The organism is Tenacibaculum sp. HL-MS23, assembly GCF_032463465.1.
Classification (GTDB): Bacteria; Bacteroidota; Bacteroidia; order Flavobacteriales; family Flavobacteriaceae; genus Polaribacter; species Polaribacter bernardetii.
Genome location: NZ_CP135989.1, coordinates 1,802,710 through 1,819,584 on the forward strand (window position 1 = coordinate 1,802,710; position 16,875 = coordinate 1,819,584).

Annotated in this window: 8 protein-coding genes; 3 read left to right on the forward strand and 5 right to left on the reverse strand. The window is 31.3% G+C overall.

Annotated elements, in window-relative coordinates:
* Positions 1 to 16 precede the first annotated feature (16 nt).
* From RRF68_RS08445 to RRF68_RS08465, 5 genes are read right to left on the reverse strand one after another with little or no spacing between them, the layout of a single operon-like run.
* Positions 17 to 385, reverse strand: coding sequence for a VanZ family protein (locus tag RRF68_RS08445; protein WP_315944074.1), 369 nt, complete (start codon positions 383 to 385; stop codon positions 17 to 19).
* The gene (gene gcvH / locus RRF68_RS08450) at positions 351 to 731 is read right to left on the reverse strand and encodes a glycine cleavage system protein GcvH (protein ID WP_315944075.1); all 381 of its coding nucleotides are present in this window, start codon (positions 729 to 731) and stop codon (positions 351 to 353) included. Before gcvH ends, RRF68_RS08445 begins: the two co-directional genes overlap by 35 nt.
* A gap of 24 nt (positions 732 to 755) precedes the next feature.
* Positions 756 to 7,871 (reverse strand): cell surface protein SprA, encoded by a 7,116-nt coding sequence (sprA, locus tag RRF68_RS08455; RefSeq protein WP_315944076.1) that lies wholly within the window; start codon positions 7,869 to 7,871, stop codon positions 756 to 758.
* 6 nt (positions 7,872 to 7,877) lie between these two features.
* Entirely contained in the window at positions 7,878 to 8,459 is a 582-nt protein-coding gene (gene ruvA, locus RRF68_RS08460) for a Holliday junction branch migration protein RuvA (protein ID WP_275315036.1), read from the reverse strand.
* Positions 8,460 to 8,512: 53 nt separating this feature from the next.
* Entirely contained in the window at positions 8,513 to 10,795 is a 2,283-nt protein-coding gene (locus RRF68_RS08465; protein WP_315944077.1) for an NADP-dependent malic enzyme, read from the reverse strand.
* 135 nt (positions 10,796 to 10,930) lie between these two features.
* Here RRF68_RS08465 and RRF68_RS08470 point away from each other — a divergent pair, with 135 nt between their 5' ends.
* From RRF68_RS08470 to RRF68_RS08480, 3 genes are all read left to right on the forward strand, one after another.
* Positions 10,931 to 11,551 (forward strand): PAS domain-containing protein, encoded by a 621-nt coding sequence (locus tag RRF68_RS08470; RefSeq protein WP_275315037.1) that lies wholly within the window; start codon positions 10,931 to 10,933, stop codon positions 11,549 to 11,551.
* A 156-nt stretch (positions 11,552 to 11,707) separates the two neighbouring features.
* Positions 11,708 to 14,275 (forward strand): AsmA-like C-terminal region-containing protein, encoded by a 2,568-nt coding sequence (locus RRF68_RS08475; protein ID WP_315944078.1) that lies wholly within the window; start codon positions 11,708 to 11,710, stop codon positions 14,273 to 14,275.
* 133 nt (positions 14,276 to 14,408) lie between these two features.
* Positions 14,409 to 16,874, forward strand: coding sequence for a DUF5686 and carboxypeptidase regulatory-like domain-containing protein (locus RRF68_RS08480; protein ID WP_315944079.1), 2,466 nt, complete (start codon positions 14,409 to 14,411; stop codon positions 16,872 to 16,874).
* Position 16,875 lies beyond the last annotated feature (1 nt).

Genomic DNA, 16,875 nt, shown 5'->3' on the forward strand with positions numbered 1-16,875 from the left:
CTAATTCTTTAAATAGCTATATTTTTCTTAAAAAAAGAAAGTAAACCATATAAGCTATTAAAATACCCGTCGTATTTGCTACAATATCTAAAACATCACCTGATCGGTATGTTGTTACTGTAACTTGAAGAGCTTCAATAATTATGCCGTAAATAAAGCAACAAAAAACAATACTATATTCATTGATTTTTGTTTTTTTAAAAGCTACTAAACAAATAAATGTTAAAACAAAATAAGCAAGTGCATGCTCGTATTTATCTAAATTATTTATTTGAATTGGTTGCTTTCCAATGTTTATTAAGCTAAGAATAGCAATACTAATAGCTATTAATATTGCTATTCCTACTAAATTATCCTTTAATAATTTCTTGATACGCTTCAGCACTTAATAAATTTGCTATTTGTGAATCATCCGATAATTTAACTTTTATCATCCATCCATCACCATAAGGATCAGAATTTACTAATTCAGGTTCGTCTTCTAATGCTTCGTTAAACTCAATTACTTCTCCTGATAAAGGCATAAAAAGATCAGATACTGTTTTAACAGCTTCTACTGAACCAAAAACTTCTTCAATATCTAAAGATTCATCTAAAGTATCAACGTCTACATATACAATATCACCTAATTCTCCTTGCGCAAAAGAGGTAATACCAATTGTAGCTACACCTTCTTCTATCTTAACCCATTCGTGGTCTTTCGTGTATTTTAATTCTGATGGAATGTTCATTGTACTATTTTTATTGTGTTTGTTTTAATTTCCTAAATTGTAAATAATATTTATCCCTGCATTGATAGATTGTCTTGGAAACGTAGTTGAAACAGCATATTGAAACGTTTGATGGTTGTAATAAAATGATGCTGTTAAACTGCTACTTAAATTATAATCGGCTATAAATTTTAATCCGAATAATTTTTCTCCTCCTGTTATTTGACTATTTTCTTCATCAACGCTACGTATTAAGGTTAAATTATCCCTCAAAGATACGTCAGCTCTTAGATTAATATCTCCTTTTAATGTTTCTTTTTTTCCTGTAAATCGCGTTACAAATTTAACATCCCTAATTTTATAACCAAAACCTACAACATATTCTGTTCCTCTAATATCGGTTAAAGTATTGTTATTAAAGTTTAATGTTAAACTTCTATCTCTTCTTATTTCCCCTTTAAATGAAAATGAATTTTTCATTCTAAAATCAACTTTCATTAATGGTGAAAACTCATCTATTAAAGTTGCCGACGAAAGTAATAGTTCTGGTTGATAATTACCAGAAGTATTTGTATTTGTTGCTAAATTTGTTGAATCGTACTGTAAATTGTTGGTGTAGTTACCAATTGTATAAGACGATTTGTACCCATGTGATAGTGTAAAAGAAGAAAAAGTCTTTTTAAACCACTTATACTTCATAAAACCATTAAAACGCATTGTCCAATTCGGAATTGGTATATTTTTAAAGATACCTGTACTTACCGAGTTCACATCGTTACCTGAATATGCTGCAATAAAGGCTGGCAACATTGCTTGCTGACCGTTTTCTTTAAATCCGCTTACGGGTTGATCTGTAGTTGCTAACCTATTAGCAATTGTACTCCTGTTTGATAAGAAATTTTGATATAACACCTCGCTATCTGTAAAAACAGTACCCAACATAAAGTGACTAATGCTATAATTACCTGTTTCAAAAGCTTTAATGTTCGGGTCTTGCTCAAATCCTCCATTCCCATCAGAAATGATATCTAATTGCTGATTTAAATTACTTGTTTGAATCCTAGTTCCAATTAAATCTATCGTTAAATTTTTAAAAGGTTTTACAGAAACATTATAATCTAATTTTTTGAATCTTGTTTTACCATAATTCTTGTTATAATAAGGTTGATTTTCGTCAGTCTGACTTGTTCTTGTAACCAACCATCCGTTTTCGATAGCTGTATTTAAAATATCTGTTTGACTACCAAATACAAATCCTAATGAAGGTGCTGTACTACCGTCATAACTATTTCTACCTAAAAACCCTACCGATGGTTTGTATCCTTGTAATAAAGTTCCGTTGTTTTGAGTATAACTAATTTTTGCTCTCTTTACCGATGTTAATACATCATACATTCCCTTCATTACTTTATGACCAAAAGAAGCGTTCTTCTTTAATTTGGCTCTTCCTTTAGATGTTTTATCAACCCCTAAAGTTGCTGTTCCTTTTTTAACAGGTTTCTTTTTGGTTCCTTTTAGTAATAGCTTATCTAACTTTAAGGTTTTATAAAAACGACCAAAATCTATATTTGTATTTAAATTATGGGTGTTTGCATTCTGAATCATATTACCAACCACATCTACATAACTTACATTATCTCCGTTTGGTAAATCTAAATTACTTTGTGAACTCGCTTTCCAATCAAAATCTGCTGTATAACTATAATCTGCACTTAAAAAATTTAAATATGATAACTTACTAAGTGGCAATTTGTACGTTGCATTTAATTTTTGATGATAGTTATCAGGCCTACCAACAGTAAAAAATTGATCATAAATCTCTAACTCTTCATCATCTCCAAAACTATCGTAAATATAATTGTTAGTTGCATTAAAGTTTAGCTGAAGCGATTTTGTTAAATCAAATCCAATCGTATAATCCCAATTAAATAAAAACCTACGTTGCACTAATTCTGGTTGTGCTGTTAGTCCTTCAATTAAATTTCTAGATTGTTGCGAATTATAATTTCTATTAATTCTCGAATTAAGTGCTATCGTTTTAGGTACTGGATTAAAATTAAGATCTTTTATAAATCGCAAGTATTTATTATTAAATTTTTTTGATTTTTTAAAGGGTTCTATAACAAAAGGCTTAAAGCTAAAATTATAACTTGCTCCCGCCATTACATTTTTATTTTCGAATTTTTCGATATTATAATCCTTATGAAACTCTTCATTATGAGCATATGAAGCAGAAAAATTTTCTACATCATAAAACTTTGGTGTTTTTTTGCTCTTCGGATTTTTATTCTTTTTTACATTGATAAAACTAATGCTTTTTCTTCGTGTATAGTCTTGTGCATTTTCACTGTTAGGATTTTTATCTAAAGCATCTTCTAATTCCACATCCTGAAACTGAGGATCGTATTTAGGGTCCCTAAATTCTTCACCATAGCTATAACTCATAGGTATTTGCATATTCCAATCTTGCGGCATCATTTTACCTAACTGAATATTGGTTGCAACACTATATTGTTTAATTTCCTCTATACTTCTTTGCTGAACTCTATCTTCAACATTACCAAAACCAATGGTAGACATTCTTCCTGCTAAAGACAAGTCCATTACATCGGCAAGATTTGCATCTGCATTTACAACAGCTGCCCAACCACCTTTATTATCAAAACCTACCGCACGTAATTCATTAAACCAAACCTCTACTGTTTTATCTGAATTAGATACGTTTTTAACACCCAGCATTACAGTTCTTACTTGCGCCAATGTTGGGTTTCCTTTTACTGATATTTTTAAACCATTAGAACTTGTTGCTGAGAATATATCTGTTATACTTGTTCCAACACCTGTTGGCCTTTCTATTTTTAAATTTGCTAATTCTTCTAAAGGCACTTCTAAATTATTTGCCTCAGGCCAAACATCTAAAGAGGTTGCTCTAGAGGTTGATAATGTTAATGGTTTTTCAATTTCGTAATAGTTATCATTTAAATCGGTTCCTAAACGAATTACAGCAACCATATCTCCATCTTGAGTAGCTTCTGTTGTTGGTTTCTCTGCGTGTAAAAACATTCGTAGTTTTTTATACCTACGCATATCTATACTTATGTTTTTATAGATAGTTCTTACGTCATCGGCTGCTAAATCTGTTACTTTTAAAGTTACCGACTGCTCATTTTGACGTTGAATTCTGTTTGTTCCTTGTAATTCTTCTCGCTGAATTCCTGGAGGTAATTTATATCTTTCCGAATTTTGCTCTATACTTACAACACCTACCTCAAAATTATTAAGTTCTGTATTATCTAAATTTACCGGCACACCTGTATTCGGTAATGTTTTTGTATACCTACGCCAATCTCCTCTTACTAATTCTAACTCTCCGAATCGTAAAACAACTGGCATTTTAAATTGCGAAAGAAACATTCTAATAAAACGAATACTATTAAAATCGGTAATTCCGTTTATTCGCTGAGCATCTGTTACATTTCTAACCGGAATTCTAAATTGATACCAAGTAGTACTTCTTGTAGATCCGTTTGCCAAAGTAATTGGCTCATTTTTTACATCTATAATATTATTTTGTCCTAATTGTAAATCGCTTCTATTTAATGAAACCTCATACTCAAAATAACTATTTACCGGGTTCATTGTTTGATCTTTATTAATATCTTCAACATCAGGATATGCTGTTGATGAAGTAGGAAAAGATTCGTTTGACTGACTAGCTGTTGGTGAATTTCCCTGCGTACCGTTAAAGTTTTTATAACGTGTTAAAACCGATGCATTTGTGTTTTCTATAGCACCTCCTCTAAAATATTGAAAGTTATCTCCTGCCGGATCATCTAAGGATGCGAATGCTGGGAACTTTATTCTTTCATCTTCATCCGTTAAACCGTCTAAACCAATATCTTGATTTGCACGAGCTTCGTTGCTAGAATCAAAAGCATATAATATTGATGGATTTATTGGTGTATTTCCCCAGTTGGTTGCATTTACATTTGTGCCGTCTACTTTATTTCCATCCGCAGGTAAACCATTTTCATATTGTTTTCTACCATCCTTTAAAATATCTTCAGAAACGTTTCCTAAATTTATAAATAATTTTCCTACTTGATTTCCTGGATCTTGCGGGTTTATTCCTGCCGATAATCCTTCTGCTTGTGTGATAGAGTAATTTTCATAAGGATCCATTAACCAAAACTGAATATATTCTACATTGGCTTGTTCAAAATTATTAGTTGTTAATGGTCGCATAATTCCTCCCCAACGTTCTTCTGAAGTTACTGTACTTGCATTTTCGTTGTAATTATAAGGACCTCTTTCTGAGGGATAATAAGCCAAATCTAATGTTCTAACTAAATTTTGCTGCGTAATATCTAAATCGGTGTTCGGAAATAATTCGTTGTAACGTATCTGACGAATTTCGTTTCTAGACAATTCATTTTCATCAATATTGTTAGGTCTGTTTCCACTACCATAAAATAATTGATCAATATTATACCATGCAATTTTACCTCTTTTGTAATTGTAAGATAAATCGCTTGCGCCACCATCAAAACCTTGCGATTCTGGTGTACTTGCTAAAAACCATTGTTGTGGAGAACTTAAATTAATAGGTATTTGCGAAGCCTCAAAATCATCTAAATACGAAGTTGCTGTTCCGTCTACATTAATTCCGCTTGGCGAACCTGGCAATAAATAAGCCATATCTGCTCTTACAGATACATTCGAAGGGACTTCGGTTTCTACAAACGGTAACCTGTTTGCTAATTTTGTTAAGTAAGGAACTTCAGCAGAATAATCTAAATTAAAACCTAACATTACATTATCTATAGGCTCTCCTCCAAAATTTACTTTAGGTGTAATTGGTTTTTCACTTACATTTAAGTAAGTTCCTCCTATGGTAAATTTATCCGAAAAACGATGCTCTACATCAATACCTATAAATGTTTTTCGTTGCTGACTAAATAAGGTATTACTTTCAGTCGTTGCATTAATAGGAATTCCTGATGCTTCTAAACCTGGATCTAAAATTTGTACGCGACCTAATTGATAATCTACCACATAATCTATACCTTCAACTAACTGTCGTCCTCCGGCAGTTACACGTACCGAACCTCTAGGAATATTAAACCCTCCTAAAGAAATACCTCTACTTGTTTCTGATTTAAAGTACCCTTTTAAAAAGAATTTGTCTTTATTCTGATACTCGTTTTTTGCTTGAATTTTTGTTGTTAAATACAGTTCTTCAAAAAGATATTTATCCTGATCTGAAGTGTTGGTAAGCTCATCTCTTAAATCTTCACCAAAAGGTTCTGGTTCAGGAAACAATACATATCCTCTTTCTGAATTCACAGTTATTCCGTCTACATAATCAAAAAAACCATCTCCGTTTGGCACGGCATACTCACTTTGATCTAACTTATCTAAGTTTAAAATACGCAATAATGGTTTATCTGTAATTCCAGGTGTTAGGGCTTTTTGTAACGTATTTTGTAAAGTTCCTGTTTCATCATCACGATATAAAAGTTCAAAACGAAACCCTTCACGTTGCAAAGGAAAAGCACCTAAAGCATACACGTTTTTCATCATTAATCGCCATGTAGGAAAACCTTCATCTTCATTCGTTACCGCATTTTTCCTTGTGGTATTTAAAATTTCACTACGCAATAGCTTTACCACTAAATTATCTGGGGCAACTACACCGTCGTTAGAAAATTCTCCTACTTTAAAAACAGTTTCTCCACCCGATGCTCCAACCGCAGTATATTCATAAGCAACTGCTAAAACCTCTCCATCATTTAATCTTCTGTTTAAAGATATAAAACCTAATTGCGGATGTACTCTAAATTCATTTGCTTGTAATTTTCTTGCATTTTGAAGGTACGAATAGTTAAACCCTTGACGTGCTGGCATAATATTGTTAATCGCCGCATCTACTGTAGCTACATCTCTAATACCACCTGTAGTTGTTGCTAATAATGGACTTAAGTTGTTAACTCCGTTATATGGTAACACTTTAGAGTTCGCTGAGATAGGGCTAGGAACAGTATTTACTTCATTTGGATTTACTTTGTTTGCATTATTAGATTCTCCTAAATCGGCAAGACCTACAATACTTCGATAATCAGTAACATTTTGAGTTCTATTCGTTATCCAAACTTCAACTCTTGTAATGTTTACTGGACTACTTACCAAAGGGTAGTTACTTAAGGCATCTGTATAACTCTCTCTAAAATATTGTGATAAAAAAAAGTGACGATCATTATCATAGTCAGAAGCTCTTAACTCAAACTCCTCAATAGTTGCTCCTCCTTCTGCAATAACTGTTTTAGATTGTGAATTTTGCTGTGAAAACGCTGCGGTTATATAGGTTTTACCAAACTGCAATTCTGTTTTTACACCAAATAATGCTTGTGCCCCGTTTATTAACGAGTTTTTAATTGGCATACTAATATTACCTGCTTCTATATTTCGTATAATATCGTCTTCAGTAGGCGTATATTCTAACTTAATGATGTTTTGAAAATCGAATGTAGATTGTGTATCGTAATTTGCCGTTACCGTTAATCGTTTACCAACTTTTGCTTGTAAACTTGTACTTATTTGTTGATCAAAATCAAACGTAAAACTACTCTGGTTTTCTATTGATATTTGCGGATTCTCATTGTTTTGATAAATTCCTCCGAGCTTTATATTTACCTGACCTGTTGGATTTACCTCAACACTATTACCTCCAAAAATAGACTCGAAAAACTTAGAATTTACATAATATTTAGGTAACAAGTTTTTTCTTGCTTTACTATTTCCTTTTTTTCTTGAGTTTGTTGCATCAACCTTTTCTTTAAAATAATCTTTTACATCATTTTTTAATCGATACTTGTCATACTCATCGGGAGTCATAAAAACAGGTGTTCCAATATAGTAATCGCCTATTTTCTCCACCAACATAAACTTATTTAAAGTCTTATCAAAGGTTATGGTTATCTCTGTTGGGTTGCTTAAAAAAAGAGTTCCGTTTTGGTTATTACTAAAATTATATTTTAGCGGAATAACAGTGTCTTTTTTTATAGTATTACCTTTATTACTCTGAGTGTTTTGTGAAAACGAAACAACACTTACCAGTATAGTAAGTGTTGTTAGTAATCTATTAATAATTGCTTTTTTCAACCTGTTTTATAAATTTTTTAACGCCTGTTTTATCAATGCCTCAACACTAGCATCAGGTGTTTCTTTTAATATATTCCCTATAACTTTATCTGCTTGCTTTCTTACAAAACCAAGAACTTCTAGTGCAGATAACGCTTCTTCTTTATTTGTATTGTTTTGAGCAATTGAAACTTCATCTAAATCAAAGATTTTTAGAATTTTATCTTTCAGATCTACAATAACACGCTGTGCTGTTTTTACTCCAATACCCTTAACAGACTGTATTGTTTTTACATTTTCTGAAGCAATAGCTTGTTGTATTTCTTCAGACGTCATTGACGACAACATTGTTCTTGCAATACTCGGACCTACACCTGAAACTGACGTGAGTAATCTAAAAATTTCTCTTTCAACTTTATTAAAAAACCCATACAATGTATGTGCGTCTTCACGAATAGATAAATGTGTATACAACAACACATTTTCATCATTAGGTAACGACGAATAAGTGTTTAAAGAAATATGCAATAAGTAGCCTACTCCATTACAGTCTATTACTGCATACGTAGGATTTTTCTCCACAAGTTTCCCCTTAATTTGTGTTATCATTCAGTTGAATTTCGATTTGCCTAAAATAGGCAAATTATTTAGTTTTAAAAGTCTTAGCTTTTATTTTTTAACTCTTTGTTTTGTGCATCTACAACAGCTACTGCAGCCATATTCACCATTTCATCAACACTTGCACCTAATTGCAAGATGTGAACTGGCTTACTCATACCTAATAAAATAGGTCCGATAGATTCAACTCCATCAACCTGTTTCATTAATTTATACGTTATGTTTGCCGACTCTAAATTTGGGAATATTAAAATATTTGCTCTTTTACCATTTAATTTAGAAAAAGGAAATTCTTTTGCTAACAACTCAGGGTTTAAGGCAAAATCTGCTTGTAACTCACCATCAACAATTACATTAGGATGGTAACGATGTATATACGATACTGCTTCTCTTATTTTTACTGAACTTTCGGCTTTTGATGACCCAAAGTTAGAAAAACCTAGCATGGCAATATGTGGCTTCATTCCAAACATTTTTGCTAAGCCAGATGTTAATTGACTAATTTTTGCTAGTTCTTTAGCTGTTGGATTAATGTTAATCGTTGTATCCGCTAAAAACATTGGTCCTTGTTTGGTCAGCATCATATTTGTTGCTGCCACTCTAGTAACACCTTTTTCTTTCTCTATTAACTCTAACATTGGTTTTACAACCGATGGATATGACCTTGAATATCCTGTAATTAAAGCATCTGCTTCACCAGTATTCACCATCATTGCTGCAAAATAATTACGCTCACGCATCCATTTTTGAGCCTCTAAAAAAGAAATACCTTTACGCTGTCTTGTTTTCCAAAAAGCTTCTGCATATCTGTTTCTTCGATCTGTTTCTTCATCCGTTTTAGGATCAATAATAACAACATCTGCGTCGAATCCTAATTCTTCTTTTAATTCAAGAATAATATCCTTTCTACCTAATAAAATAGGTATCGCTATTTTCTCATCATAAACACGCTGTGCTGCTTTTAACACATCTAGATGATCTGCCTCTGCAAAAACTACTCGTTTAGGGGCTTTTTTTGCTCTGTTGTGTAATAATCTTATCTCTTTACTTCCCGTTCCAGATCTATCCATTAATTCTTCACGGTATGCATCCCAATCTGTAATTGGTTGTTGCGCTACACCCGACTCCATTGCTGCTTTTGCAATAGCTGGTGGAATTTCGTATATTAATCTAGGATCGAAAGGTTTAGGGATAATGTATTCTTTTCCGAATGAAAGACTTACCTCGTCGTACACTATATTTACTTGTTCTGGAACAGATTTCTTGGCTAAATTTGCCAAAGCATGTACAGCTGCCATTTTCATTTCTTCATTAATTTTAGTTGCCCTAACATCTAAAGCCCCTCTAAAAATAAATGGAAATCCAAGTACATTATTAACTTGATTAGGATTATCCGATCTACCCGTTGCCATAATAATATCATCACGAGTATCTACCGCTAATTGGTATTCTATCTCAGGATCTGGATTTGCCATTGCAAAAACAACAGGGTCTTTTGCCATCGATAATAACATCTCTGGCGTTACTACATTTCCTTTTGATAATCCTATAAAAACATCTGCATTATGCATTGCCTCCTCTAAAGTATTAATGTCTTTATCAGTTGCAAATTCTTCTTTTTGTGACGTTAAATTACCTCTATCTCTTCTAATAACGCCTTTACTATCGCACATTACTACATTTTCTCTTTTAGCACCAAGTGCTAAGTACAACCTTGTACATGAAATTGCAGCCGCTCCAGCTCCGTTTACTACGATTTTAATCTCCGATATTTTTTTATCAATAATTTCTATCGCATTTTTTAAGGCTGCTGCAGAAATAATTGCTGTTCCGTGCTGATCGTCGTGCATTACAGGAATATCTAATTCCTCCTTTAATCTTCTTTCTATCTCAAAAGCTTCAGGAGCTTTTATATCTTCTAGGTTTATTCCACCAAAAGTTGGAGCAATGGCCTTTACTGTTTCTACAAATTTATCAACATCTGTAGCATCTACTTCAATATCAAAAACATCAATATCAGCAAAAATTTTAAACAACAAACCTTTCCCTTCCATTACTGGTTTTGATGCTTCAGGACCTATATCTCCTAGACCTAAAACAGCAGTTCCGTTAGTAATAACAGCTACTAAATTACCTTTAGCGGTATATTTATAAACATTGTCTTTATCTTTAGCAATTTCTAAACAAGGCTCTGCAACTCCAGGAGAGTATGCTAACGACAAATCGTGCTGTGTAGCATATTTTTTAGTTGGTACTACTGCTATTTTTCCTGGTTTTGGCTTTGCATGGTATAACAAAGCTTCTCGCCTTTTTCTAGAATCACTCATAGATTAGTTTTATTTGTTTGAACTTACAAATATACGTTTTTGTTACTTAGTGAAAAACCTAAAACATGATTTTAGTCATGTTTTATAATCAGCAGACCGTATAAATTTGCGTACATTTTAATTTTAAATCAAATCATGAAAACACCACCTATTCAAATAATTAATGAAGAAATAAAATGGGACAAATCTCAAACAATTGTTAGCAAAACAGATTTATTTGGCACAATTCTTTACGCTAACAAAGCCTTTGTTTTAGCCAGCGAATACACTGCTATAGAATTAATGGGAGAGCCTCATAATATTATTAGACACCCAGATATGCCAAAGGTTGCTTTTAAAGCCTTATGGGAAGCTTTAAAAAAAGGGGAAAATTACCACGCTATTGTAAAAAACCTAACTAAAACTGGTAAATACTATTGGGTAATTACTGATTTTACAATTGATAAAAATGAAAAAGGGGAGCCTATCGGTTACACTGGACGAAGAAAAGCTATACCTAAAAGTGTTATTGATAAAATTGAACCACTTTATAAAACTCTTTTAGATATTGAAAAATTAAAAGGAGAAAAAATTAGCGAATTATACTTTGAAGGTTTTTTAAAGGAAGAGGTTGGTAAAAGTTATAACGAATATGTAGTTGATTTATTTAAAGAAGAATCTTTGAAAGTTTCCGAAACACAAACCGAAGTTAAAGAAAAGAGTAAAATAAAAAAAGGCCTTAACTGGTTTTTCTTTGGCGACACAGATCCTAAATAACAACTTAAAAAAGGCAAATTCTTAAAAGTATTTGCCTTTTTTAAGTTGTTATGAATCCTAATGTGATTTTTAACTAAAACTTTATATTTTAATCTTCTTATTATTCTAAATATTTACAGAAATTTGTTAATTACATTTTAAAGTTAATTTTTAGTTATGAAAAAAATATATAAAATACTCTTAACCATAATAATAACATTATTCGCCTTGCTAATTTTAGCTCCGTTTTTATTTCAAGGAAAAATTATTAATCTGGTAAAGAAAACTGTAAATAATAACATTACGGCTCAGTTAGATTTTACAGATGCTAACCTAAGTTTATTAAGAGATTTTCCGAATGCCTCTTTGCAACTTTCTAATGTTTCTATTATTAATGGTAAACCTTTTAAAGGCGATACTTTATTGTTTTCTAAAGAAATTAATTTAGAATTAAGACTTACTGAATTACTTAAGAACGCATCAGAACAATTAAACATTCAATCTTTTTCTATTAATGACTCTAAAGTAAATGTTTTAGTTAACGAAATTGGCATTGCCAATTACGACATTACAAAACCGTCTGATGTAAAAGTTGATAGCACAAGTGTACCAGTATCGGACTTTGGCCTTTCTATAAATTCTTATGAAATAAATAACGCTACAATAAAGTATATTGATAAAAAAGGTAAAATGAACCTTACTTTGTCTGACTTTAATCATAGTGGTAGCGGAGATTTCTCTCAAACTAATTCTGAATTAAATACCAAAACAGCTACATTGGTTTCTTTTGAAATGGATAGTGCTTCTTATGTAAAAAATCAGAAAATCGAATTAGATGCCATCTTAGGAATGGATTTAGTAAACATGAAGTTTTCGTTTCTAAAAAACGAAGCAAAACTTAATAATTTACCTTTAATTTTTAATGGATATGTTCAAATAAACGAAAATAACCAAGATGTTGACATTAGCTTTAAAACTCCGTCATCAGACTTTAAAAACTTTTTAGGTTTAATACCCGAAGCTTATACCAAAAGTATTGAAAACGTACAAACATCTGGTGAATTTAGCCTTTCAGGAACCGTTAAAGGTTTAGTTACTAACAACACAATTCCGCTATTAGATATCAATCTAAAATCTAAAAACGCTTCTTTTAAATACCCTGATTTACCAAAAAGTGTTCGTAATATTAATATCGATACTCAATTAAAAAACACCACAGGTTACCTAGATAAAACTTTTGTAGTTATTAACGGCTTATCTTTTAAAATTGATGAAGATACTTTTTCTGGTAGCGGAAGTGTTACTAATATTGTTAACAACCCAACCATAAGCGCAAAATTAAAAGGAACCTTAAATTTAGCCAACATAAACAAAGCCTATCCGGTTGATTTAAAAAGTGAGTTAAGTGGTATTTTAAAAGCCAACTTAACTACTGATTTCGATTTAAACGCAATTAAAAACGGTACCTTAAGTCGTATTAAAAATAATGGTGAAATAACAGTAAACAACTTTGTTTTTTCTTCGGATGACATTGCCAATCCGCTTAAAATAAAAAGCACCAAAATAAACTTTAAACCAACAACAATTACCTTAAGCGAGTTTGATGCTACTACAGGTAAAAGTGATTTAAATGCAACAGGAGAAATTAAAAACTTATTAGGGTTTTTGCTTTCGCGTAAAAAATTACAGGGAACTTTTAATGTAAATTCAAACTCTTTATACATGAGTGATTTCATGCAAGAAACCACTACTACAGATAAAAAAGAGACTAATAAAACAGAAAAACCTACAGAATCTTTAAAGATTCCTGCTTTTTTAGATTGTAAAATTATAGCGGATGCAAAAACTGTTTATTACGATAATTTAGCTTTAAAAAACGTAAAAGGTACATTATTGATTAAGGACGAAAAAGCTACTTTACAAAATGTAAATGTTAACATATTTAAAGGTACTATTGCTTTAAACGGTGAAGTAAATACACAACAAAAAACGCCTTCTTTTAATATGGATTTAGGTATAAAATCGTTTGATATTTCTGAATCTTTTAATGGCTTAGACTTACTAAAATCAATCAGTCCGATTGCTGCTGCAATGAGCGGAAAATTAAATTCTGACATTAATTTATCTGGTAATTTAAACAACGATTTTACACCAAATTTAACCTCTTTAACTGGTAAAGCACTAGCGGAATTATTAACCACGAAAATAAATCCTAAAAAGACCAAAGCTTTAAGCTTATTAAGTGAAAAACTATCATTTATTGATTTAGATAAATTAGATTTATCTAATATAAAAGCAAACTTATCTTTCGATAACGGTCAAGTATCAGTAAAACCATTTAAACTAAAATATAAAGACATTGGTATTAACATTGGTGGTAATCATAGTTTCAATCAAAACATGAACTATAATTTAACTTTAGATGTGCCTGCAAAATACTTGGGTAGTAAAGTAGAAGGATTATTATCTAAATTAAACGAAAAAGATCAAAATGTTACCGTACCCATTACCGCAAATATTACAGGTAGTATGTCTAATCCATCTGTAAAAACGGATTTATCTTCTTCTGTTACAAAGTTGAGTCAAAAATTAATAGAACAGCAAAAAGACAAACTAGTAAAAAATACACTTGGTAAATTATTGGGTGATAAAAAGAAAGATTCAACTAAAACTGAAGACACCAAAAAGAAAGTAAAAGATGTTTTAGGTGGTTTATTTGGCAAGAAGAAAAAAGGAGGGAATTAATTCTCAGGCAACCTTTTAGTGAATTTACAAGTCTTATATTTTAAGAATTCATTGTAAATTATTTAACAGCTTTTAAACATAGTCGAAAAATTACTTCGGCTATGTTTGTTTTTTTATTTCAACAAAACCAACTATGAAAAAAAACTACACACTATTTCTTCTATTTATTACCTCAATTTCTTTTTCTCAAGTTAAAGGGAGCGTAACCGACACAAACAACAAACCCTTATCTTTTGTTAGCGTATATTTAGAAAACTCTATTACAGGAACTACTACAAACGATAATGGAGATTATGAATTAGCCATAACAAAAAAAGGAGAACACACGCTTATTTATCAAATTTTAGGATTTAAAACAGTGAAGAAAAAAATTACTGTTTCTTCTTTTCCTTTTGTTTTAAACATTGTTCTTTCTGAAGAAGAAGTTGCGTTAGATGAAATTTTAATTTCTTCGAATGAAAACCCTGCTGATAAAATTATTAGAAATGTAATTGCTAATAAAAATAAAAACACCGATAAATTTTCTGAATATAAAGCCGATTTTTACTCTCGGGGATTATTTAAAGTAAAGGATTTACCTAAAAAATTTTTGGGGCAAGAAATTGGCGATATGGGCGGCGGTTTAGATTCTACAAGAAGTGGAATTGTATATCTTTCTGAAACAATTTCTAAAATTTCTTTTCAAAAAAAACCAGCCAATTTTAAAGAGCGTATCGTTGCTTCAAAAGTTTCGGGTAGCGATAACGGAATTAGCTTTAACCAAGCTAAAGAAGTAAATTTCAATTTTTATGAAAACTCTTTTAAATTAGCCGATGCAGAAATGATTTCACCTGTTTCTAACGGTGCTTTTGGTTATTACAACTATAAATTAGTAGGAACGCTTTATGATAAAAATAATAAATTAATTAGTAAAATAAAACTACTACCAAAGAGAAAAAACGATCGTGTTTTTAGCGGTTTTATTTATATTGTAGAAGATGATTGGGCTATTTACGGTACCGATGTTGTAGCTACAGGTGCGCAAATAAGCATGCCAATGATAGATTCTTTAAAGATTAAACAAAACTTTAATTACTCACTTAAAAACAACGCCTGGGTACCAGTTACGCAAACAATAGATTTTAAGGCTGGTATGTTTGGTTTTAATTTTAATGGTCGCTTTTCGGCAGCGTATTCAAATTATAATTTTACACCTAACTACACCAAAAAATCATTTGGTAACGAAATTTTGTCTTTTGCTGAAAATGCAACTGAAAAAGACAGTTTGTATTGGACCAAAATTCGTCCTGTTGCTTTAACCACTGAAGAAGTTTCTGACTACAAATTAAAAGACAGTATTAAAACGATACGAAAGTCTAAAAAATATTTAGATTCTATAGATACCAAACAAAATAAATTTAACCTTTTAGATGTTATAACCGGCTATTCTTATAACGACACTTATAATAAGTGGGGGCTAAGTTTGTCATCTCCTATTTTCGACTTAAACTTTAATACCGTACAAGGCTGGAACTCTTCAGTTGGATTAAATTATTATAAATCTATAAATGAAAAAGGAGAGAGGTTTAATATTGGTGGTAAATTAAACTACGGACTCTCAGACAAAAAACTGAGACCAACTGGTTACTTTTCTTACAAATGGAATAATACAACCAAACCAATTTTAACACTTTCAGGAGGTGTTACAACCGCTCAATTTAATGCAAAACAACCTATTTCAAAATTATGGAATACCATTAGCTCTGTTTTATTTGAAAGAAATTACTTAAAAATATATGAGAAATCATTTGCTAAAGTATCTTTTTCAAGAGAGGTAATTAATGGTATTCGCATGTCTTCATCTTTAGAATACGCAGATAGAAAACCATTATTTAACACTACAGATTATGTAATGTTTCCGAAAAGCGATGTTGATTATACGTCAAATAACCCGCAAGAACCCGCTAATTTTAACACGTCTTTTACACCTAATAAAATATGGTCGTTTGCTTTAGGAACTACTATTAATTTTGATCAAAAATACGTGTCTTATCCTGATGGAAAATACAATGTAAGTAGTAATAAGTATCCGTCTTTATTTATCGGTTATAATAAAAAATTTGGCGCTGATAATGCCGAATGGAATTCTGATGTAGTATACTCACAAATAACTCAAAATATATCTTTAGGTAATTGGGGGAATTTTAAATACAAGGCCAAAGGAGGCATTTTTTTAGAGAAAAAAGATATTGAGTTTATAGACTATGCCCATTTTAACGGAAATCGCTTGTTAATTGCTCCTAATGACAATTATTTAAACAACTTTTACATGTTGCCTTATTATCAGTTAAGCACGAATGATAAATACGGTGAGTTGCATGGAGAATATAATTTTAAAGGCGCTTTGCTTAGTAAAGTTCCGTTAATAAATAAATTAAATTTTCACTTGGTAACCGGTGCTAAAGCATTGTTTACAGCAGGCAACAAACCTTACTCTGAATATTCAGTTGGATTAGATAATGTTGGTGTTGGAAAATGGCGTTTTTTACGTGTAGATTTTGCTCGATCTAACTTTAACGGAAAGAATGAAAACAGAGTGCTATTCGGATTTAAATTGTAAT

Coding starts and splice junctions, on each gene's coding strand:
- ruvA (WP_275315036.1), bottom strand. CDS start 8,459: ATGATAACACAAATTAAGGGGAAACTTGTGGAGAAAAATCCTACGTAT.
- RRF68_RS08480 (WP_315944079.1), top strand. CDS start 14,409: ATGAAAAAAAACTACACACTATTTCTTCTATTTATTACCTCAATTTCT.
- RRF68_RS08465 (WP_315944077.1), bottom strand. CDS start 10,795: ATGAGTGATTCTAGAAAAAGGCGAGAAGCTTTGTTATACCATGCAAAG.
- gcvH (WP_315944075.1), bottom strand. CDS start 731: ATGAACATTCCATCAGAATTAAAATACACGAAAGACCACGAATGGGTT.
- RRF68_RS08470 (WP_275315037.1), top strand. CDS start 10,931: ATGAAAACACCACCTATTCAAATAATTAATGAAGAAATAAAATGGGAC.
- RRF68_RS08475 (WP_315944078.1), top strand. CDS start 11,708: ATGAAAAAAATATATAAAATACTCTTAACCATAATAATAACATTATTC.